At 66.2% G+C, this 21,476-nt stretch carries 16 protein-coding genes; 5 read left to right on the plus strand and 11 right to left on the minus strand.

Features of this window, described 5'->3' with window-relative positions:
• The 4 genes from D769_RS28300 to D769_RS28315 form a co-directional block, all read right to left on the minus strand.
• Positions 1–423 (minus strand): DoxX family protein, encoded by a 423-nt coding sequence (locus D769_RS28300; protein WP_008651870.1) that lies wholly within the window; start codon positions 421–423, stop codon positions 1–3.
• Between the two features lie 30 nt (positions 424–453).
• Complete coding sequence (locus D769_RS28305) at positions 454–2,319, minus strand: amidohydrolase (RefSeq protein WP_008651871.1); 1,866 nt, start codon at positions 2,317–2,319, stop codon at positions 454–456.
• An 86-nt stretch (positions 2,320–2,405) separates the two neighbouring features.
• Positions 2,406–3,227, minus strand: a complete 822-nt coding sequence (locus D769_RS28310) for an alpha/beta hydrolase (protein WP_008651873.1) — start codon at positions 3,225–3,227, stop codon at positions 2,406–2,408.
• A gap of 65 nt (positions 3,228–3,292) precedes the next feature.
• Complete coding sequence (locus D769_RS28315) at positions 3,293–3,979, minus strand: hydrolase (protein ID WP_008651875.1); 687 nt, start codon at positions 3,977–3,979, stop codon at positions 3,293–3,295.
• 316 nt (positions 3,980–4,295) lie between these two features.
• Here D769_RS28315 and D769_RS28320 point away from each other — a divergent pair, with 316 nt between their 5' ends.
• From D769_RS28320 to D769_RS28330, 3 genes are all read left to right on the plus strand, one after another.
• Positions 4,296–4,982, plus strand: coding sequence for a response regulator (locus tag D769_RS28320; RefSeq protein WP_035881050.1), 687 nt, complete (start codon positions 4,296–4,298; stop codon positions 4,980–4,982).
• An 84-nt stretch (positions 4,983–5,066) separates the two neighbouring features.
• Positions 5,067–10,253, plus strand: a complete 5,187-nt coding sequence (locus D769_RS28325) for an ATP-binding sensor histidine kinase (protein WP_052018185.1) — start codon at positions 5,067–5,069, stop codon at positions 10,251–10,253.
• 160 nt (positions 10,254–10,413) lie between these two features.
• Positions 10,414–10,713 (plus strand): zf-TFIIB domain-containing protein, encoded by a 300-nt coding sequence (locus D769_RS28330; protein ID WP_008651884.1) that lies wholly within the window; start codon positions 10,414–10,416, stop codon positions 10,711–10,713.
• Between the two features lie 249 nt (positions 10,714–10,962).
• On the opposite strand, the gene D769_RS28335 is transcribed toward D769_RS28330, so the two are convergent.
• The gene (locus D769_RS28335) at positions 10,963–12,168 is read right to left on the minus strand and encodes an NnrS family protein (protein ID WP_040011319.1); all 1,206 of its coding nucleotides are present in this window, start codon (positions 12,166–12,168) and stop codon (positions 10,963–10,965) included.
• A 315-nt stretch (positions 12,169–12,483) separates the two neighbouring features.
• Between D769_RS28335 and D769_RS28340 the strand changes: the two genes are divergently transcribed.
• On the plus strand, positions 12,484–14,112 hold the full coding sequence (locus D769_RS28340) for a methyl-accepting chemotaxis protein (RefSeq protein ID WP_008651888.1): 1,629 nt from the start codon (positions 12,484–12,486) through the stop codon (positions 14,110–14,112).
• On the opposite strand, the gene D769_RS28345 is transcribed toward D769_RS28340, so the two are convergent.
• From D769_RS28345 to D769_RS28355, 3 genes are all read right to left on the minus strand, one after another.
• Positions 14,082–15,383 carry a cytochrome c peroxidase gene (locus tag D769_RS28345; protein WP_008651890.1) on the minus strand — a complete coding sequence of 434 codons (1,302 nt, stop codon included), beginning with the start codon at positions 15,381–15,383 and terminating at the stop codon, positions 14,082–14,084. The two genes, D769_RS28340 and D769_RS28345, sit on opposite strands and share 31 nt — an antisense overlap.
• Positions 15,384–15,404: 21 nt before the next feature.
• Positions 15,405–16,949, minus strand: a complete 1,545-nt coding sequence (locus tag D769_RS28350) for a metallophosphoesterase (RefSeq protein WP_040011320.1) — start codon at positions 16,947–16,949, stop codon at positions 15,405–15,407.
• 66 nt (positions 16,950–17,015) lie between these two features.
• Positions 17,016–18,665, minus strand: coding sequence for a hypothetical protein (locus D769_RS28355; protein ID WP_234819135.1), 1,650 nt, complete (start codon positions 18,663–18,665; stop codon positions 17,016–17,018).
• 144 nt (positions 18,666–18,809) lie between these two features.
• Between D769_RS28355 and D769_RS28360 the strand changes: the two genes are divergently transcribed.
• A complete protein-coding gene (locus D769_RS28360; protein ID WP_008651895.1) occupies positions 18,810–19,634 on the plus strand; it encodes a penicillin-binding transpeptidase domain-containing protein in 825 nt (274 codons plus the stop codon).
• A 27-nt stretch (positions 19,635–19,661) separates the two neighbouring features.
• On the opposite strand, the gene fliR is transcribed toward D769_RS28360, so the two are convergent.
• The 3 genes from fliR to fliP all read right to left on the minus strand — a co-directional run.
• Positions 19,662–20,447, minus strand: coding sequence for a flagellar biosynthetic protein FliR (fliR, locus tag D769_RS28365; RefSeq protein WP_008651897.1), 786 nt, complete (start codon positions 20,445–20,447; stop codon positions 19,662–19,664).
• A 45-nt stretch (positions 20,448–20,492) separates the two neighbouring features.
• Entirely contained in the window at positions 20,493–20,762 is a 270-nt protein-coding gene (gene fliQ / locus D769_RS28370; RefSeq protein WP_008651899.1) for a flagellar biosynthesis protein FliQ, read from the minus strand.
• A gap of 13 nt (positions 20,763–20,775) precedes the next feature.
• On the minus strand, positions 20,776–21,476 hold a 701-nt coding region (gene fliP / locus D769_RS28375), incomplete at its 5' end, for a flagellar type III secretion system pore protein FliP (protein WP_008651901.1).

The following is a 21,476-nucleotide window of genomic DNA, read 5'->3' on the forward strand; positions in this document are numbered from 1 at the left end:
CTACGCTCGCAGGTCATGCCAGGCCACCAGCACGAAGCCGCCGACCAGACCCAGGTGCTCGAAGAACGCATTGGCCATGCCAAAACGGGCATCCGGCGGGGCGTTCCAGAAGCTATTGGCCAGGAATGTCGCCGCCAGCGTGAAGGCGGCCAGCGCCAGCGCGCCGAGCCAACGGCCGCGTCCGCTCAGGATCATGGCCGATGCGCCCAGTTCCAGCGCGATGGTTCCAGCCGCCAGCGGGCCGGCCGGCGACAGGCCGAAGTGCTGCATCTCGGCCATCGCGCTGGGAAAGTCGAACAGCTTGACCAGTCCGCCCTGCAGGTAGGCCGCGCACAGCAGCAACAACGCGACCCAGTGCAGCCAGCGCGGCAGCCGGTGAGGGCTATCGCCTGCGGATGACAGCGAAGGCATCGAGGAAGGCATGACCGGTCTCCGTTCAGATTGGCACGTGACTCAGAACGCCCAGCACGAACAGCCGAGCGCGCCCCAGAATCCGCTCTCGTCGGACGTCGGCATGTTCGATGTCCAGGCCTTCGCGTGCGCATGGCCGTGCACGCCGCATGACGACGCGCAGCCGCACGCGGTGTTCATCGCCAGCGTCTTCGCCTTGGCGGTTGGTCGCGGCTGGTACTGGCTGCCGTAGCGGGCTGGCGACCAGTCGGGCATCGCGGGCGGAATCTCCGGCGAATGCTTGCCGAACTCGCTGTCGCCGTAGACCACCTTGCCGCCGAGCACGGTCATCACGGACGTGATGTCCTGGATGTCATCGCCGGGCACGGAGAAATAGTCGGCAGAGAGCACCGCGAGGTCGGCGAGCTGGCCGGCCTTGATCTGCCCTTTCTTGCCTTCCTCGGACGAGAACCAGGTATTGGCCTCGGTCCACAGGCGCAATGCGGTTTCGCGATCGAGCAGATTGGCTTGGGGATACATCGACATGCCGCCCACGGTCTTGCCCGTGGTCAGCCAGTACAGCGACACCCACGGGTTGTAGGACGCCACGCGCGTCGCATCGGTGCCTGCGCCCACCTTGACACCCTTGTCGAGCATCTTGCGGATCGGCGGCGTGGCCTCGGCGGCTTTCGCGCCATAACGTTCGACGAAGTACTCGCCCTGGTAGGCCATGCGGTGCTGCACTGCGATGCCGCCTCCGAGCGCGGCGATGCGGTCGATATTGCGATCGGAGATCGTCTCGGCGTGATCGAAGAACCAGTTCAGGCCGGTGAACGGAATATCGCGTGCCACCTTCTCGTAGACATCGAGCGCGCGCGTGATCGTCTCGTCGTAGGTGGCGTGCAGGCGCCACGGCCAGCGCTTCTCGGCCAGCAGACGGATCACCGGTTCCAGATCGGCCTCCATCGACGGCGGCATGTCGGGCCGCTCGACGCGAAAGTCCTCGAAGTCGGCGGCGGTGTAGACGAGCATCTCGCCAGCGCCGTTGTGCCGATACAGGTCATCGCCCTGGCCCGGCTTGACGGTGGACGTCCACGTGGTGAAGTCGTTCAGCTCGGCCTTCGGCTTCTGCGTGAACAGGTTGTAGGCCAGGCGCACCGTCAGGTTGCCTTCCTTGTGCAGATCCTCGATGACGCTGTAGTCCTCGGGGTAATTCTGGAAGCCGCCGCCGGCATCGATCACGCCCGTCACGCCCAGCCGGTTCACCTCGCGCATGAAATGGCGCGTCGAGTTTTTCTGGTACTCGAGCGGCAGCTTCGGCCCCTTGGCCAGCGTGGCGTAGAGGATGGTGGCGTTGGGTTTGGCCAGCAGCAGGCCGGTGGGGTTGCCGCTGGCATCGCGCACGATCTCGCCGCCCGGCGGATTGGGGGTGTCCTTCGTATAACCAACCGTGCGCAGCGCCGCGCCGTTCAGGATCGCGCGGTCGTACAGGTGCAGGATAAACACAGGGGTGTCCGGCGCCACGGCGTTCAGTTCGTCGATGGTCGGCAGCCGTTTCTCGGCGAACTGGTGCTCGGTGAAGCCGCCTACCACGCGCACCCATTGCGGCGCGGGGGTGCGGTCCACCTGGTCCTTGAGCATCCGCATCGCATCGGCCAGGGAGCGCACGCCATCCCAGCGCAGTTCCATGTTGTAGTTCAGGCCGCCACGGATGATGTGCATGTGGCTGTCGATCAGGCCGGGGATGGCTCGCCGGCCGTTCAGGTCGATCACCGTCGTCTGCGCGCCCGCGAGTTTCATGATGTCGTCGCGCGTTCCCACGCTGGTGAAGCGCCCGTCCTGGATGGCTACCGCGTCTGCTTGCGGGTTGGACTTGTCGAGCGTGGTGAACTTGCCGTTGACGAGGATGAGGTCGGGGGTCGATGACATGGTGAATAGCTCCAAAGAGGCCGCCGCACGATGGCGGCGGTCGGGGCGATGAGTTGCCCGCGGGTAGCGGGTTGGGTGGCGTTGGCCTAAGTATTCAGGAAGGCCAGCAGATCCGCATTGACCGCGTCGGCATTGACCACGCACATGCCGTGCGACGCGCCAGGGTACACCTTGAGCGTGGCGTTCTTCACCAGCTTGGCGGAGAGGCGGCCCGCGTTGTCGATCGGCACGATCTGGTCGTCGTCACCGTGCAGGACCAGCGTGGGCACGTCGATCTTCTTCAGGTCCTCGGTGTAGTCCACTTCCGAGAACTCGCGGATGCAGGCGTACTGGCCGACGATGCCGCCTGCCATGCCCTGCGCCCAGAACGTGTCGATGGTGCCTTGCGAGACCTTGGCGCCGGGACGGTTGAAGCCGAAGAACGGCACGGCCAGGTCCTTGTAGAACTGCGAACGATTGTCGGCCACGCCCTTGCGGATACCGTCGAACACGTCGATCGGCAACCCGTTGGGGTTGGACGCGGTCTTGGCCATGATCGGCGGCACCGCGCCGATCAGCACGGCCTTGGCCACGCGCTGCGTGCCGTGCCGGCCAATGTAGTGCGCCACTTCGCCGCCGCCAGTGGAGTGGCCGACCAGCGTGGCGCCCTTGATGTCCAGCGCCACGAGCAGCGCAGCCAGATCGTCGGCATACGTGTCCATGTCGTTGCCCTGCGCGGGCTGGTCCGAGCGGCCGTGACCACGGCGGTCATGCGCGATCACACGAAAGCCCTTCTGCACCAGGAACAGCATCTGGGCATCCCATGCGTCGGCATTGAGCGGCCAGCCGTGCGAGAACACGACCGGCTGGCCGGAGCCCCAGTCCTTGTAGAAGATCTGTGTGCCGTCTTCAGCGGTGATGTAGCTCATGGTCTGTTCCTGGAGAGAAGGGTAGGTGAATGCCTGAAAGCCTGGATGTCCCTCTGCGGCGCGGATCAGCGGGCCGGGACCGGCGCCAGGGACTCGTGCGTCGTGGCGGTGCGCTGCGCCGCCTTGTGGACCATCGTGTAGGCGTAGTCAACGCCCATCCCGTACGCGCCCGAGTGTTCCTTGACCAGCTTCATCACGGCGTCATACGTGTCGCGGTGGGCCCAGTCGCGCTGCCATTCGAGCAACACCTGCTGCCAGGTCACGGGCACCGCGCCGGCCTGCACCATGCGTTGCATCGCGTAGTCATGCGCTTCCTTGCTGGTGCCGCCCGACGCATCGCCCACCATGTAGATCTCGTAGTTGCCTTCGAGCATCGCGCACAACGCAAACGTGGTGTTGCACACCTCGGTCCAGAGGCCGGCCACCACGACCTTGTTGCGGCCGTTGGCCTTTAGCGCGTCACGTACCTTCTGGTCGTCCCACGAGTTCATCGAGGTGCGCTCGAGCGTCTTCGCGTTGGGGAAAACGTCCAGCACTTCCGGATAGGTGAAGCCCGAGAACGACTCGCTCTCTACCGTGGTGATGGTGGTCGGGATGTTGAAGATCTTTGCCGCCTTGGCCAGACCCACCACGTTGTTCTTCATCGCCTGGCGATCCATCGACTGCACGCCGAAGGCCATCTGCGGTTGATGGTCGATGATGATGAGCTGGCTGTTCTGCGGGGTCAGGACTTCGAGCTTGGGGTTGGACATGAGGTCGCTCCTTGGGTAGCGGGGTTGGCGAAGGGGCGCGGGCGGAGGATGTGCTGGCCGCGTGCCGTCGCATCGGCCGTTCCGCCCATCAGCTCCACCCGCCCCATCCGCAAGAGGCAGTGCGCAGCGTAGGTGCCGCGGGGCGCCTACGCCATACACCTTTCGTATAGGTGGGCGGCATCGGTTGGCGAGGCAGCGGCGGGCTGGCAACTACGACATTGGTATGGGTGGCACGGATCCGGGCGCTATGCTGAAATGCACCGCATTGGCGCGCCGGCGCATGGACCGTGAATCATGAACTTTCTGTGACCTTGCCGTGACTGCTACCTGCCTGGAACCCGCCGCAAGTGCCGAGCAAGAGCCTGGCACGGTACTCGTGCTGGACGACGACACCATGGTGCTCGACGCGCTCGGCGGCCTCTTTCGCTCGCTGGACATGGATGTGGCGCTGTTCGCATCGGAAGGCGAGCTGATGGCCTATCCGCTTCCCGATACGCCTTGCTGCCTGCTGCTCGACGTCAGGCTGGGCGGCGCCAGCGGGCTCGACCTGCAGTCGCGGCTCGGCCAGTCCGGCATGGGGATGCCGATCATCTTCATGACGGGGTATGGCGATGTGGCGATGACGGCGGCAGCGATGAAGGCGGGTGCGGTGGATTTCCTGACCAAGCCGATTCTGGAGACGTCGCTGATTGCAGCCGTGTCCGCCGCCCTCGATAGGGACCGGTCGCGCCGGCGTGGGATGCGCAGGACCGACGCGATTCGTCGCGGCTTCGCCACGCTGACACCGCGCGAGGCGGAAGTCATGGGCATGGCGGTGTCCGGCCTGCTGAACAAGCAGATCGCGGGCGAGATCGGCATCAGCGAAGTGACGGTCAAGATTCATCGGGGCCAGGCCATGCGCAAGATGAACGCACGCTCCTTTGCGGATCTGGTGCTGATGGGTCAGGAACTCGGCCTTTACAGGGATGCCGCGCGGCGGGCACGCCAGTTCGCCGCCGCATAGCACGCGCAATACACGTATTGCAGGGCACGGCTAGAATGCGTGACGACGCACTCGCGCCCCACGAGCCAGCCCATCGCCACCAGCATGACCTCCCTCCCCCGCATCGAACATGCTCCCGTGCCGGCCTTCGACGCCGTCTGGCTTGCGCGGGTCGAATCGACCGTGCTGCTGACGGGAGATCACGTCCAGTCCTGCCGACTGTTTGACCCGATCTCGCGGACCCACTGGTTTGCCCAAAGCGCGCCGCTGACGGCCACGGCCGTATGCGAGCGCCTGCGGAACGCGGCGCGGCTTGCCACGCGCATGGAGCCATCGTGGGCGGCGATTCCAGCGGCCACGATCTGGACGCCTGACCGGCTTGTGCTGATCAGCGATGCCGAGGCCTCCACCCAATTCGGCATGGTGAACGCCAGCGCGCGTGAAGACGTCCCGATCGCGGCCCGCCTGGAACTGGCAATCGGCGCGGTCAGGGCCGTGGCGGCCATGCACGGGCGCGGCCTGCTGCAAGGCGTGATCCGGCCAGAGAGCTTCCTGCTCGACGACGCTGGGCGCATGCGGCTCACGGGGTTCGGATATGCCGTGGCTGTTGAGGAACCCTGCGCCGCGCTGCGGCATCCGGCCGATTCCGTCTTGCCGTATCTGGCACCGGAACTGATGCGGCAGGATGGGGCGCGTCCGAGTGTCGGCGCCGATCTCTACGCGCTCGGCGTCACGCTATACAAGCTACTGACCGGCGAACTGCCGTTCGTTGCGGACTCGCCGTCCGGATGGCAGCACGCGCATATGGCCATCGAGCCGCCCCCGCCGCAATCGCGTCGGCCCGATTTGCCGGCCGTGCTGGGCCAGATCGTCATCAAGCTGATGGCCAAGGATGCCGGCAGTCGCTATACCTCGGCGGCGGCGCTGCTGGCGGACCTGCTACGTGTCCGTGCCGAGTGGTTGCAGCGCGGGCGTATCGAACCGTTCTGCCTCGACATGCCGGGCACGCTGCCGTTGCCAGGGACGGGGTCGGGCCTTCAGGGGCGGCTGTCCGGCCGCGCCAGGGAGATGGAGGTGCTGCATGGCGCGTTGGCACGTGTCCGTGCGACCGGGGTATCGGAACTGGTACTACTTGCCGGTGCGGCCGGTGTGGGAAAGTCGGCATTGGCCGAATGGCTGTGCGGGCACGCGGACCAGACCGGGGCCCGCTTCGCGGCGGGCAAGAGCGATCAGTTGCAGCGCGATATTCCCTATGCGCCGGTGGTGCAGGCCATCACATCGCTGACCATGACGTTGCTCGGCCAGGACGATGCGTCGTTGCAGCAGGTGCGCCTGCGCTGGCTCGATCGGCTGACCGGGCAGGGGCGCGCGGTCGCCGAACTGGCGCCCGTCGTCGAATACGTGCTGGGCGCTACCGTGCCGCTTTCGGAAGTGCCGGCCCGGCAGGCTCAGGCGCGGATCGAAAGCGCGGTACTGCGCACGTTTGCTGCGTTCGCCGCGCCCAGCGAGCCGCTGGTGCTGTTCCTCGATGACCTGCAATGGGCCGACGCCTCAACGCTTGGCCTGCTCGAGGCATTCGCGGCGCATCGCCCTCCCAATATCCTGCTGATCGCAGCCTATCGCGAGCCCGGCCACGAGATGGCGCAGCGCCTGGCGTGGTTGCAGCAGGGCAGTCGTAGCGGTGGATTGCCAGTGTCGAGCATCGCGGTCCAGTCGCTGCCCGGGCGGGCCGTGGCCGATCTGGTGGCCACCGCGCTCGATGCGCCGGTGGCTCAGGTGGCACCACTGGCCCGCGCAATCCACGCCAGAACCGGCGGCAATCCGCTCTTCTGCGTGCAACTACTGCGGGCGCTGATCGACGACGGCGTGCTTGCGCGTGGCGAAGCCGGCTGGGCCTGGGACGATGCCGCGCTGGCGCACCGGCGCTACTCGGACAATGTGATCGAACTGATGCTCCGGCGCTTCGCGCGGCTGCCGAAGTCGGGCACGGCGCTGCTACAGCATCTGGCATGCGTGGGCATTCGCGGTGAGGCGGCGTTGCAGGCCCGCGTGGCCGGCGTCGGGCCGGATGAACTGGCGCACGGGCTGCGTCCGTTTATCGATGCCGGGATGATCGTCGAAGTGCCGGAGGGCTTTGCGTTCCAGCATGACCGCGTGCTGGAAGCCGCCTATTCATTGGTGGAACCGGAGGCGCGCCCGGCCGCGCATGCACGCGTGGCACGCGTCATGATCGAGCACTGGGGCGAGCAGGCGGCGGACCACGCGTTCGAGATCGGGAGCCAGATCGAGCGGACTGCGGGGCAGGCGCTATCCGAGCCGGAGCGGGTGATGTTCGTGCGGGCGCTCAATGACTCGGCGAGACGGGCCAAGCGTGCGGCTGTGCTGACGCGCGCAGCCAGCCATGTGGATCTGGCGTTCACGTTGATGGATGCAACCTGGTGGGACACCCACTACCCGCTGGCGCGCGACGCGCATCTGCTGCGCTGCGAGTGCCTGCTGGCACAGGCCGATCTCGACCGCGCCGCGCGGGAGATCGACGCCTTGCTACGGCGCGAGATGCCGGCGGTCGACAAGGCCGCCGTGTATCGCCTGCTGGCCATGCTGCAGACCGTGCGGTCCAACTACGAAGGGGCGATCAATGCCGCGCTTTCAGGGCTGGCGCTGGTGGACGTGCTTCTCGAACGACACCCGTCGCCTGCGCGAATGCGGGAGGCCTACGAATCGGTCATGGCGTTGCTTGGCGAAAGGTCCATCGATAGTCTTGGCGAACTGCCAGTCACGGCCGACGCGCGGATGCACACGGTCATGGGGTTGCTCTCGACGCTGATTTCTTCGCAGTTCGTGCGCGACGGGATCAGTTTCCTGCATGTGGCGACGATGGTGGAGCTGTCGCTCGCGCATGGCGCGACGCCCGAGACGCCATATGGCCTTTCATGGTTCGGCGTCTTCATCGCCAGCCTTTATGACGCGTACGAAGACGGCCTCGCCTTTGGGCTGGCGGCGATGGCGCTGGTGGAGCGGCATGGGTTTCAGGCCGAGCAGATCGCCACGCTGGTGGCGGTGGACCAGGTCAGCGTCTGGAGCCGCCCGCTGGCGTTCGCGCTCGGACTCGCCCAGGAGGCCGTGGCATTGGGGCGGGAGTCGGGCGATATCGGCATGGCCTGCTATGCCTGCAATCACATCGTCTCGGACCTGCTGGCGATGGGCGAGCCGCTTGCACTCGTTGATGAAGAGGTCGAACGTGGCGTGGGGCTGACACGGCTGGTTCGCTATGCCGATATCGAGCGGATTCTGGCTGCGCAGCGGCTCTTTCTGCGCGGCCTGCGCTTCGGTGGCGATGGCCCGGCATCGACGGTCGCGCAGCGGGCCGATGACGCGACCTCCTTTTCGACGCGCTTCTGGGTCTGGCTTCACGACGGCATGGCGTGGGCATACCGTGGCCAATGGGCACGCGCGCTCGGCAGCCTGCGGCAGGCGGAAGCGCTGGCGTGGTCGGCGCCGGCGCATATCAGCGTGGCCGATTGCCGCTTGTACCTGGCATTGGCGCTGGCACATGCCGCGCCGGCTGATGTCGATGGTGTCGATAGTGTCGAGGGTCTCGATCGTGCCGGAGTCCTCGCCGCGCTGGCCGGTCACCGGGACCGATTTGCGCGCTGGACCGCGCTGAATCCGCTGACGTTCCGGAACAAGCTGCTGTTGATCGACGCGGAAATGCTGCGTCTGCAAGGCGATGCCATGCGGGCGCTGGCGAGTTACGAGCAATCGGCGCGGGTAGCGGCGGCATCGGGGTTCGTGCACGAGCAGGCGCTCGCTTGCGAACTGGCGGGTGCGCTGTGTCTGGCCAACGGGCTGCCGGACTCGGGGCTGCACCATCTGCATTCGGCACGCGACGCGTATCGCCGCTGGGGCGCCCACCACAAGGCGGACCAGCTCTGCCGCCAGTATCCCGAGCTTGGTGATGCCGGCGCGGGTGGCCCTGAGCAGGTGCCAGCCGAGCCGGCGCGGGTGGCAGCAGGCTGGGAGCTCGGCATGCGGGCCGCCCAGGCCATGAGCAGCGAGCGCGTCATGGATCGGCTGATCGAGTCGCTGATGGCCGATGTGGTGGTCCATGCCGGTGCGCAGTACGGATTGCTGCTGCTGATGCGTGGCGATCGCCCGATGATCGAGGCGTCCGCGCGCGTCGTCGACGGCGCCGTTTCCACCACGCTCGGTACCGTGGAGCCGAACGACGACCTGTTGCCGCTTACCGTCCTCAACAGCGTCCTGCGCACGCGTCAGACCTTCGCGCTGGCCGACGCCTCTGCCGATGCGCCGTCGATCCGGATGCGCGGCGCGTCCGGGCGGCGGTTGCGCTCGCTGGTGTGCCTGCCGCTGGTGCGCGGCGGCACGTTGATCGGCGCGTACTACCTCGAAAATAACCTGGCGCCGGGCGTGTTCGGTGCCGGGCGGATTGCCGAACTGGAGGTGCTGGCGCCGCAGGTGGCGATTGCGTTGGAGACCGCGCGGCTCTACGAGCAATTGATCGACGAGAACGATCGCCGCCTGGCAGCCGAGATGGGCCTGCGTTCGGCCCGTGCCGAGCTTGCGCGGACCTCCCATCTGACGGTGATGGGCACGTTGGCGGCCTCCATTGCCCATGAGGTGAACCAGCCGCTGACGGCGATCGTGGCGTCGGTCGATGCCAGCCTGCGCTGGCTCAACCGCGCCACACCAAATCTCGGCGAGGTTCAGGACGGGCTCGCGCATATTCGCAAGAATGGCCTGCGCGCGGCCGAGATCATTCGTGCCTTGCGCGCGCTGGCCAGGCAGACCCCATCGGTAATGACACCGCTGCAGCCCGACGAGGTTCTGAGCGAAGTGCTCGATATGGTGCGCATGGAAATCGCCGGACACGGCGTGCGGGTCTCGACGAGCTTGTCCACGGGCGGCGCGCTGGTGGCGGCAGATCGCGTGCAGTTGCAGCAGGTGATGCTGAACCTGATCACCAATGCCATCGACGCGATGGCGACGACGCCGCCGGATGCGCGCGATCTGGTGATTGCTTCGGCGCTCGAGAATGCCGAGGTCGTGATCCGGGTCGAGGACGCCGGCCACGGCATTCCCGATGCCATGCGCCAGCGGCTGTTCGACCCGTTCATCACCAGCAAGCAGAGCGGCATGGGCATGGGGCTTGCCATCTGCAAGTCGATCATCGACGCCCACGGCGGCGAGCTCGATGCGGCACCGCGCGATGGCGGTGGCACGGTGTTCACGTTCCGGCTGCCAGTTCTGGGGAGCGCGACGCGCCCTTGATCCGCGCGGCGGGAGGAGGCCGGTGCGGTGCGAGGCACCCGTGCATAAACGGCGGATGACACCGAGATGACATTGCTGTCATGCAGCGCTTGGTGGCAGGGGCGCGCCATAGAATGGGCCGCAACGCGCCATTCGCGCACCCCACTGCAAGGAGCTCCAAATGAAATGCCCAACCTGCCCCGACTCGGTACTGATCATGGCGGATCGACAAGGTGTGGAGATCGACTACTGTCCGCGATGCCGGGGCGTCTGGCTGGACCGTGGCGAGCTGGACAAGATCCTGGAGCGCTCTGCAATGGCCACGCCAGTGTCACAGGCCTCGGCGCCGCGCGAACGGCCGGCATCACCTGCCTACCACGGTGATGACCACGGGCGCGGCGGTCATGACGGTTATGGCAGTCGAAATGGCCATCACGGCAATAAACGCAGGAAGTCCTGGCTGAACGAGCTTTTTGACTAGGATGACCAAGGCGGTCGAAGTGGTTGATACGACGGCAGGAAGCTGAAGGAAGAAAGGGGGCGATCGAGCACTGTCGATCGCCCCCTTTGACTGTGGAAGCCGTTTCCAAAAAGATTCTGGCGTCGTTGCGGGGCCTTGCCGTACTACTTGTACTGTCTGCGGCCCCGTGTCTAGCCCGAACCGCTTCGCTTCATTTTGAAACGGCTTCTTAGTGCCGGATAACGCCCAGCCCTCCGCCCAGCCCTCCGCTCAACCCTCCTTGCCGTCGATGCGTGCGCGCGTCAGGTAAGGCGTGTATTTGACAAGGTAGAGCACGAGGGACAGCGCCCACAGGATGCCCGACGCGGCGACGGCCTCGGGCTTGAGCGCCGGCAGGGCGATCGGACCGGCCACCCGCACAATGGCGGCCAGCGCCATGCACAGGTAGGCCAGGTGTTCCATGCGGCCCGTTTCCAGGCGGCGGCCGGAATGGCCCAGCGCCGTGCGTGTCACCATCGCGATGATGGCGCCCCCGATCACGCCGACGGTCAGCGCATGGAGCGCGGTAGAGCGGTCCACCCAGCCCAGCGAAGCTGCGGCGATCAAGAGGAAACCTACCGGCAGGAATGCATAGGCGGCGTGCAGGATGCTGACGATCGGCTTGCGTATCGTGCGTAGCGAATCCCATCCGGCCAGGCGGACGCCCTGCGCGATGGCGGCGGCGAGCGCCAGCGGTGCCAGGATGATCGCAGGTGCCACCACGGCGCTAGCCAGCGCGGCCAGCAGCGTCAGCGGGATCACGCAGCGTTCGACCCACGCCCAGCGGCGAATGCGGATACCGGGAATCGCATTGGCGGTGAACATTGGAATCACGCGGCCACCGATCACCGTGACGAAGATGGCGACGAGCCCGATGGCGGCTTCTGACGCGTGCAGTGCCCAGTCGATCCGGCCGCTCAGCACGGCGGCGTGGAAGCCGAGGTTGAAGGCCCCCATCACGCCGAGTGCGATCGCCAGGCCATAGTTACGCTGGCTCTTGGCGCGCCGGAGGATACGATAGAAGCTCAGGCTGCACAGTGGCAGGAACAGCACATCGACCGTGATGGCCGCCCATGCCGGGCCGCTCCACATCAGCACACGGGCCAGCAGCCACACGCCGACCAATGTGCCGAGCCAGGCCCCCTGCGGCGTTTGCAGTCCGGTCCAGTTCTTGCCGGCCGTGAACAGAAAGCCGACCACTACCGCGGCCGAGAAACCAAACACCATCTCATGCGCGTGCCAGACCATGGTGCCGGCCCACGGCTGGCTGGCCGGCGTCCACCAGCCAAGGTACATGGCGACCCAGGCCACCACGGCCAGGGCGCCGAATGCGGCAGCCAGTAGATAAAACGGGCGAAAACCCAGCGCGAGCACGGGCAATCCGCGATAGCCGGCCTGGGAGCGGGAGGGTGGGGAGATTTGCAGCAGGACTGACATGATCGGAGGGGAAGGTGCGCTTGACGCAATCGATTCTATGAAACATGCATCTGAAATGCAATTTAAAACTACGGATCTCATGCATCGGGTTGCATGAGGGCAAATCCCTAGGCGCTTTCACCCCCACTCCCTACCGGAGTAGGGCGAAATCGAGGGGCCGACAGCCGTTAGCCAGCAAACAATACATACAGGGCGTTGGCGTGATGGCGCGGACGACACCTGTAACGCGTGATACGGGGATTTTCAGTGCTTAATGCATCACACCGTGATGCAACAACATCCATATCGCCGAGGAATCGGCAACTGGGGGTAGCTGTGAAAATCCGCGATCTGTCGATCAAGACCAGGCTCCTTGCGGGGTTTGGCGCGCTGGCACTCATCGTGCTGGTGGTTTCGGGGCTGTCCTTGCGTGCGCTGAGTCAGGCGACCGATGGGTTCAGTGCCTACATCAACGGGCTCAACGCCCGTGGCGCGATGGCGTCCGAGGTGCGCACGTCAGTCGATCGTCGCGCCATCGCCGCGCGCAATCTCGTGCTGGTCACCACGCCGGCAGATATCAGTCTGGAAAAGGAAGCGGTGCTCAAGGCGCACGACGACGTAAAGGCGCGGCTGGGCAAGCTTAACGAGATGATCAAGGCCGAGGGCGTAAGCGAGACCGCCCGCAATCTGGTGGCCGAGGTCGACCGCATCGAGGCGCGTTACGGTCCCGTGGCCACGGCCATCGTCGCCCTGGCGCTCGAGGGCAAGCGTGACGCCGCCATCGAGAAAATGAACAACGAATGCCGCCCACTGCTGGCCGAGCTGATCAAGGCGACCAACACCTATGCCAGCTTCACCAAGGAGCGCCAGGACGAAATGATCCGGAAGCTGCAGGACGACTATGTCGCGCAGCGCAATCTGCTGATCATCGTGTCGCTAGCCGCGGTGGCCTTTGCCATGACCGGCGGCATGTTGCTGACCCGCGCGATCACCGGGCCGATAGAGCGCGCCGTGGGCGTGGCCAGCACCGTCGCGCGCGGCGAACTTGGCATGCGCATCGAGGTGAATTCCACGGACGAGACCGGCCGGCTGCTCGGCGCATTGCGTGACATGAACGAGCGCTTGAGCGAAACAGTGGCGCGCGTGCGCGAGGGCAGTTCGAGCATCGCGGTGGCCACAGGCCAGATCGCCGAGGGCAACATGGACCTGTCGAGCCGTACCGAGCAGCAGGCGGCGTCGCTGGAGGAGACCGCGGCGAGCATCGAGGAACTGGCGGCGACGGTCCGCCACAACACCGAGAATGCCCGACAAGCCAGCGAACTGGCCCGCAACGCCACCGAGGTGGCCCAACAGGGCAGCAGCACCGTGGGCCGCGTGGTCGATACGATGGAAGGCATCAGCGCAAGCTCGACCAAGATCGCGGAGATCACCGGCATTATCGAAGGCATTGCATTCCAGACCAATATCCTGGCGCTCAACGCCGCGGTGGAAGCTGCGCGTGCCGGCGAGCAGGGGCGCGGGTTTGCCGTGGTGGCCAGCGAGGTGCGTGGGCTCGCACAGCGGTCGTCGAGTGCGGCCAAGGAAATCAAGGAGTTGATCGACGCATCGGTTGCCCAGGTGCAGGCTGGCTCGTCGTTGGCCCGCGAAGCGGGCAAGACCATGACCGACGTCACGCAGGCCGTGGCTCGCGTCACCAATATCGTCGACGAGATTGCCACCGCGTCCGCCGAGCAGAACCGTGGCATTGAGCAAGTGAATCAGGCGATCGTGCAGATCGATCAGGTCACGCAGCAGAATGCCTCGCTGGTGCACGAGGCCGCGGAAGCGTCGAAGGCGCTTGAGGAGCAGAGCCGGTCGCTGGACGATGCTGTGGCGTTCTTCAAGCTGCCATCGGGCGGCGGGCGCCTTCATGACGCGCACCGCGCCGTCGTTGGTCAGCGGACGGCAGGCATCGCGTTCACGTAAGCCGCGTCCGTAAGCGTGCGCAGGAAGGCGACGATGTCGTCGATCTCGCCTTCCGTCAGCGCGGCCGGCATGTCTGGCCGCCGGTTCATCGGCGGCGAGTTGACGTTGATGTTGTCGCGATAGGCAACGGGCACATCGTCGAACGTCTTGCCGCCGGCATACCACTTGCCCGGATCGATCGATCGCGTGTTGTAGAACGCCACGGCATCGCGCAGCGTCGTGAACACCCCGTTGTGCATGAAGCGCTGGCGAACGGCCACGTTGCGCAGGCCGGGGGTGCGCACGTAGCCGCACCACTGGTCGGGATCGGGCCAGCGCAACGTGCGCGCGGTGGCGCAGAGCCCGTTGTCGAAGTGCCTGGGATCGCGGTTGGCGGGCAGGGCGCGGTTGCGCGGCACGGCGATCGCGTCGTAGCCGAAGTCCGTGAACAGCGACCGCTCCGGCCGGCTCGCGGTATCAGACAGCGTATGGCAACTCATGCAGTTGCCCTTGTCAGGGTTCTTGAATAGTGCCAGTCCGCGCATTTCCTGCGGCGCCAGCGGTGTGCGGCGGCGCAGGTAGTCGTCGAAGCGTGACGTGAACGGCGCCATCTCGTCGCTTTGCATGTACGCCTGCAGCGCTGCGCCCAGGGCGCGGAGCATCGCCTGTGGGTCCTTGCGTACCGCTGGGCCGAATTGCGCGGCCATTGCCGGCGCCAGATCGGTGTCGTTGACGTTGCGCAGCAGCCGGGCCGGGCTGCCGTTGTTCATCTCGTTCGGATCGAGCAGCGGGCCGCGTATCTGCTCGGCAAGCGTGTCGGCGCGGCCGTCGGCGAACAGGCCACCGAATGGGGATGCCGCAGGGGCATCGTCGTCCTGATAGAAATGGCGGCGCGGCACGTAGCGCACGTATAGCAACGAAGGTGGATTACGCAGGCTGAAGTGCCCCGGGCGACTGCCTTGCGGCACGCCGGGGTCACGCTTTCCACCGTCTGGCAGCGTGGGCGAGAACGCGCGCGCCGGGTCATGGCAGCTTGCGCACGACTGCCCGCGCGGCATCGACAGGCGCGGATCGAAGAACGCGCGCTTGCCGAGCGCCACCAGCGCCGGATCTGGCCGGAAGACGCCGGTAGTGGCATCGACCTTCGCGCTCACCTTGGGCGTGCCATTGCCGATGGTCGCCACCACCTGCGCGGGCGGTGCGCCAGGCAGCAGCACGGTGCCCGCCGCGCCGGCGTGGCCTGTCACCGCCCAGAGCGCAAGGGCGGCGACGGCAGGTCTTGCAGGTGTCATCAATATGCGATCAAGGTGCGTTCAAGGTGCGATAAAGCCGGTCTTGTCGCACGTCACCGTGTTGCCGGTCTGGTTGCAGGTGGCCATCAACTTGCCGTCCTTCGCGTAGGCCTTGAAGGCCCACCCGGTGGCCGGCGAGGCCTTGCGGTCCATCACCAGGAAGCCGAAGCTGGCATGGTGCGTGATCCGGTCGATCGTCGTGCCCGGAGCCGGCACGCTGCCGGCAGGCAACGGATCGGGCAGCGCGACGTCGAGGTTGTCGCCGCCGTTGCCGGTCACGATCGTCGCCGGATGCGCCGACGCGAAGTTGATCGCCTGGAAGTCATGCACGTGGCCGTGCAGCGCCACGTGAACGCCAGTCGGGTAGTACGCCTGCGCATTCAGGTTCGACATCACCGACTGCAGCGCCAGGTTGCCCGGCGCCGGGTTCGCGCCTGCTATCGGCGCGAAGCCGAGGATCGGATGGTGGTTCGTGAAGATCGTGGTCGTCATGCCTGGCTTGGCAGCCAGCGTGGCCACGGTCTGGAACTGCTTCTGGTAGGCGATGAACTGCGGATCGTTGGTCGGCAACGCTGCCTTGCCAGCCTTGGCAGAGTCGAACACGATCACCTGTGAACCCCCGCCCAGCGACACCGCGTAAGGGTCGGAGTAGTTGCCGCTGCTGTCGTTGACGGGATCGTCGCACGAGCGCGTGGTGTCGAACGGGCGCGGATCGAGGAAGCGTGACCAGCCCTGGCCGGCACGCGCGCATTCCTCGTGGTTGCCGCGCACCACCACCCACGGCGCCTTGGCCAGCAGCGGCGCGGCGGGCTTGAACAGGTCAGCCTGCCACGTATCCCAGCCATAGCCCCACGGGCTGCCCTGGCAACCGGCGATGTCCGGCGGGCAGGCGTTCTCGCGATAGTGGTAGTCGCCGATGTGCAGCACGAGGTCGGGATTGAAGCCCGCTGCCGTGGTGGCCACCGTGGAGAGCGGCCAGGCGTCGGTGTCGCTGCATGCCTGCCATGCGTTGTCGGCCTTCTTCAGGCGGCAGCCCGTGTCGGCCAGCACCACGATGCGCTGCGGCAATGCCTTGGGCAGCGGCAGTGTCTGCGTGCCGATGGCCGCGCTGGTGGCGGTGGAAGCCACGGTGGCTTCGCACACCGATACCGGGAACTCGGACGGCTTCGAATCGGCCGGCGCGCTCGCGGTGGTCCGCAGCGGCACGGTGGCGGGGCCCACGCGCAGCGTCATGCGCGTTGCCTTGCCATCGACGGTCAGCATCGGGCAGACACCATTGGTACCGGCGTCGGCTGGCGCGACATAGCTGGTGACGGCGCGTGCGATGGCCTGGTTGCCGTCGCCGATCTCGACCCACGCGGCCTGGATGTTGGCGCTCGCGGTGGCCGCGTCGGCCGGCGTGACCGTAGGTGGCGTGGTGGGCGGTGTCGTCGCAGGTGGCGTGGTGCCGCCGGTGCTGCTATTGGTGGTGGTGTTGGTGTCGTCGCTCCCGCAACCGTGCAATCCCGCCACGGCGACGAGCGCTACCATCCCGGCTGTCCAGCCGAGGGCTTTTTTTGTGCGCATGGTTTTCTCCCCTGTTAGGGGCGCAACCGTACAGGCCGAGTGTGTAATAAATATGACGGCCTGTGCTCACGCAGGCGCGATGCCCGCCCGCTGGCGCCGGGGCCCGGCGTGGCTGGCGGCGGTTCGCAATTCGGGCGGGAACGCGCGGATTTCGGCGTGAAAGAAGCCGCGCTCGCCGGGCCTCAGCACGGCGATCTGGGCAACCAGCCGTTCCATTGTCGAGTACGCCTGCATCGAGTCGCCCTGTTCATGGGCCAGGTACCAGACGGACTCCAGCAGCAGATTGGCGAACTGCAGCGCGTTGTAGCGGACGTGTCCGGCATCGTGTTCCTCGAGCGCGAACGCCGCCACCGACGACCAGCGCACGAACCCCTTGGCGGGCGCGAACGGGGCGTGAAAGGGCCGCAGCGCGTCGATCGCCTCGGCCACGCTGAGGGGGCGGCGGGCACGGAAGGCGCGCAATGAAATGGGCGGCTCGTCGGCGATGTCGCCACGCGCGATACGCAAAAGGAACACCGTGTTCCAGGCCGATCCACCGCCCACGCCGAAGCGATCACAGATCCATTCGGATAGTCCAAGCCAGCGCATGGCCTGCCGCTGCACGTCGCTAGCCGACAGCGTGCGAGCCTCATCGACGAGACCCTGGCGCCAGAACAGCCAGAGCGACCAGCCGATGTTTGCCGCCGCGTGCTGTACGGCATCGACGGAGTCAGCTTCATACGCGGCCTGCAACGCGCTGGAAAAGGACTCGAGCGCACGACAGGCGGCGGCCCGTCGAGTTGGCGTATCGGTTGTGTGGGTCGCATCGGGCCGCAGGGCGAGACTCTTGTGTACCAGCGCGTCAAGATTCAGCGTCTCGAAGCGGACTCGCGGGTTGTAGCGCACCACGGGTCGCAGTTCCGCATCCGCGGTGAGCCGTGTGAGTTCCGCCAGTGCCGACGACAGGTCGGCGCGCGCGTAGTGTTCCCAGGCGCGCACCACGTGCACCATCGCCGCGAAGGTCGGCAGCGCGGCGTTGACGCCGCCGCGCGCAACCAGACGCTGGAACCGTTGCAATGCCGCGCGACTGCGGTCCAGCCGATCGCTGCGGCGCCATGCGAGGCTTTCCTTGAGCAGCGACAGCGCGTGCTGGAAGTCGTCGGCCGCACTACGCTGCGCCGCGCGAAACGATTCTGCGACGCCAGCCTCCAGCGTGCCCGCGAAACCATCCTGCGCGCCTCGCATCGCCTGGGTCAGGTGGCGCCAGAAGTCCATGTCGCGCATCACGTAGCGCAATCCGTCGTCGTCGCCCGCCGTTGTTGTCGATGCCGCGGCATCGCCGGAAACGGACTTGCCGAGCCAGCGCGCGACGCCCGCAACGCCGAGTGCCTTGCCGTTGACGATGAAACGCAGCCGCTGCGCGGTTGACGTTGGCATCCAGAACGGACCCTTGCTGCGGCCTCCCGTGCGCAGGCCGGAGACATCGACATCTTTGTCCGCACCCCAGCCCACGGGCACCTGCCAGCGCGCGAAATCCGCGAACGCACGTGACACGATCATGCGTACGTCAGTGGCGTCGGCGAAGCGCGCCCGTACCTCGGCCGAGCGCAGGTCATCCTGGTCTCGTGTGGCGGCCAGCCAGATGCGCGCCAGTAGCCAGACCGACTGGTGGCGGGCGGATTGTCCCGCGACGCGATAGGGCGGAGACAGGTCGATGCGGATGACGGGGGCGGGCATGGCCGCCATGTTACGCGTGTTACAGCGGGCGCGGTTGGCGCCTGATGCATCGCGAACTATGCTCCGCAACACGATCCGGGCCTGGATTGCCAACCGTCGACATGACGAAACACCAATCCTCATCACTTCACATAACGAGTCGATATGCGAGACAAACTTGCGCGCCTGACCCTGGCGCTCTGCCTGCTGTTGCCGCTGGCCGCCCATGCCATCACCGGATCGACAATCAACGCCCGATCATTGTTTGATGCCGCGGGCGTCGACGGCACGATGGTCATTCACGACGTGCGGCAGCAACGCACGCTGACGTACAACCCCGAACGCGCGGCAACAGCCTATTCGCCCGCGTCGACGTTCAAGGTTTTCAATTCGCTGATCGCGCTCGAGACGGGCGCTGCCGCCGATGTCGACAACGACATGCTGCCCTGGGACGGCAAGATCATCATGCACAACGGCAAGCCGTTTCTACCACCGGTCTGCAACGGCGAGGTTTCGATGCGTGTGGCACTCAAGAATTCGTGCATTCCCGCCTATCAGACACTGGCGCGGCGCATCGGCACTGAGCAGTACCGCAAGTACCTGCGAGCCGCGCGTTTCGGGAATGCTAACGTCGACGGTCCGGTGGACTGGTTCTGGCTTAACAACCAGTTGACGATCACGGCCTACCAGCAGGTGGATTTCCTGCGTGAAGTGGCGGCGCGCAGGGTGCCGATGATCTCGGCGCGGAGCTACGACATGCTCGATGACATCCTGGCGATCGAGAAGACGCCGGCGTACACGATCTACGCCAAGACCGGCTGGGTGACGGTGCCCGGAAAGGTTGATGTTGGCTGGTGGGTGGGCTGGGTGGCGCGCGGCAACGATACGTACGTGTTCGCGATCAACCTGGATATGCCGAACCCGGGCGTCGCGCCGAAGCGCCAGGAGATTGCGCGCGCGGTGCTGAAGCAGGTGGGCGCGCTGTCCTGAGCGACGGCCGAGGTCTTTGCCTGATCGCTAGGGCGCTAGCTGGTCGAGCACGGTAGCGGCGGTCTGCAGGCCGCTTTCGATCAGATGCTGCACGTAGGCGCCCATGTGCGGCATCACCAGCGCCAGGACCAGCATGCCGCCCAGCAGCGTGACGGGGAAGCCCACGGCGAAGATCGAAAGCTGCGGCGAGGCACGGTTCAGGATGCCCATGGCCAGGTTCATCGTCAGCAGCGCCGCGATCATCGGCAGCGAGAGCAGGGTACCGGCGGAGAAGATCATCGAACCCGCGCGAGCCAGCACACCCCAGCCGTGCCCGGAGAGCGGCACGCCGGAGATGGGCAGGCCCTGGAAGCTGTCGATCAGCGCGGCCAGCATCATCAGATGCCCGTCGAGCGCCAGGAACAGCAGCATGGCCACCATGTTCAGGAAGCGTGACAGCACCATGGTCTGGCCGCCAGCGGAGCGATCGTAGAACGACGCGAACGACAGACCCATCTGCAAGCCGATGACTTCACCCGCCATCTGCACCGCGGCGAATACCAGCCGCATTGCGAAACCCATCGACAGGCCGATGCCGACTTCGTTGAGGACAATCAGCAGGCCATCGAGCGAGTAGACCGGTACAGCGGGGATATTGCCGATCGTGGGGGAGATGACTACCGACAGGGCGGCCGCCAGCAGGATCTTGAGACGCCGGGGAATCGTCGATTCGCTGAGCAGCGGCGCGGATGAGATCAGCCCCAGCATCCGGAACATCGGCCACAGGAAGGCGGCGATCCAGCCGTACATCTGGGCGGTGGTGACCTCGATCACGGCAGGCTATTGGGAAGGAAAAGGGAAAAAGGTACGGCGGCCAGATCAGTGGGCCATGGCGGGGATGCTCTGGAACACCTGGCGCATGTAGTCCACGAAGGTGTTGATCATCCACGGGCCGACGAGCACCATCGTCGCGAACAGGGCGATGAGCTTCGGGATGAAGGTCAGCGTCATTTCGTTGATCTGCGTCGCGGCCTGGAACAGGCTCACCACCAGACCCGCCGCCAGCGCCACCAGCAGCAGCGGCGCGGCCAGCAACAGCGTCATCTTCATCGCCTGCGTGGCGATGGTCATCACCATTTCCGGTGTCATGGCGGGCCTCCGGTCAGTTCATGAAGCTCTGCGCCAGGGAGCCCAGCAGCAGTTGCCAGCCATCGACCAGCACGAACAGCATCAGCTTGAACGGCAGCGAAATGGTGGCGGGTGGCACCATCATCATGCCCATCGCCATCAGCACGCTGGCCACGACGAGGTCGATGATGAGGAACGGGATGAAGATCGTGAAGCCGATCTGAAACGCGGTCTTCAGTTCGCTGGTGACGAACGCCGGCACCAGCACCGTGAACGGCACGTCCTCGGGGCCCTGCAGCTCGGGCGTCTTGGCCATCTGCGCGAACATCGCCAGGTCCTTCTCGCGGGTCTGGCGCAGCATGAACGCGCGCAGCGGCACGGCGGCGCGCTGGGCGGCGGTCTCGAGGCTGATCTTGTTTTCGGAGAGCGGCTGGTAGGCGTCGGTGTAGACCTTGTCGAACACCGGCGACATGACGAAGAACGTCAGGAACAGCGACAGGCCCACGAGTACCTGGTTGGGCGGCGACGATGCCGTGCCCAGCGCGTTGCGCAGCAGGCCCAGCACGATGATGATGCGGGTGAAGCCCGTCATCATCAGCATGGCCGCCGGCAGGAACGACAGCGATGTCAGCAGGACCAGCGTCTGGATCGACAGCGACCAGGTCTGGCCGCCGCCGGGTCCCGGCCGGCTGGTCACGCCGGGCAGCGACTGGGCGAGCGCCGATTCGGGCGCGA

Source organism: Cupriavidus sp. HMR-1, from assembly GCF_000319775.1.
GTDB classification, from domain to species: domain Bacteria; phylum Pseudomonadota; class Gammaproteobacteria; order Burkholderiales; family Burkholderiaceae; genus Cupriavidus; species Cupriavidus metallidurans.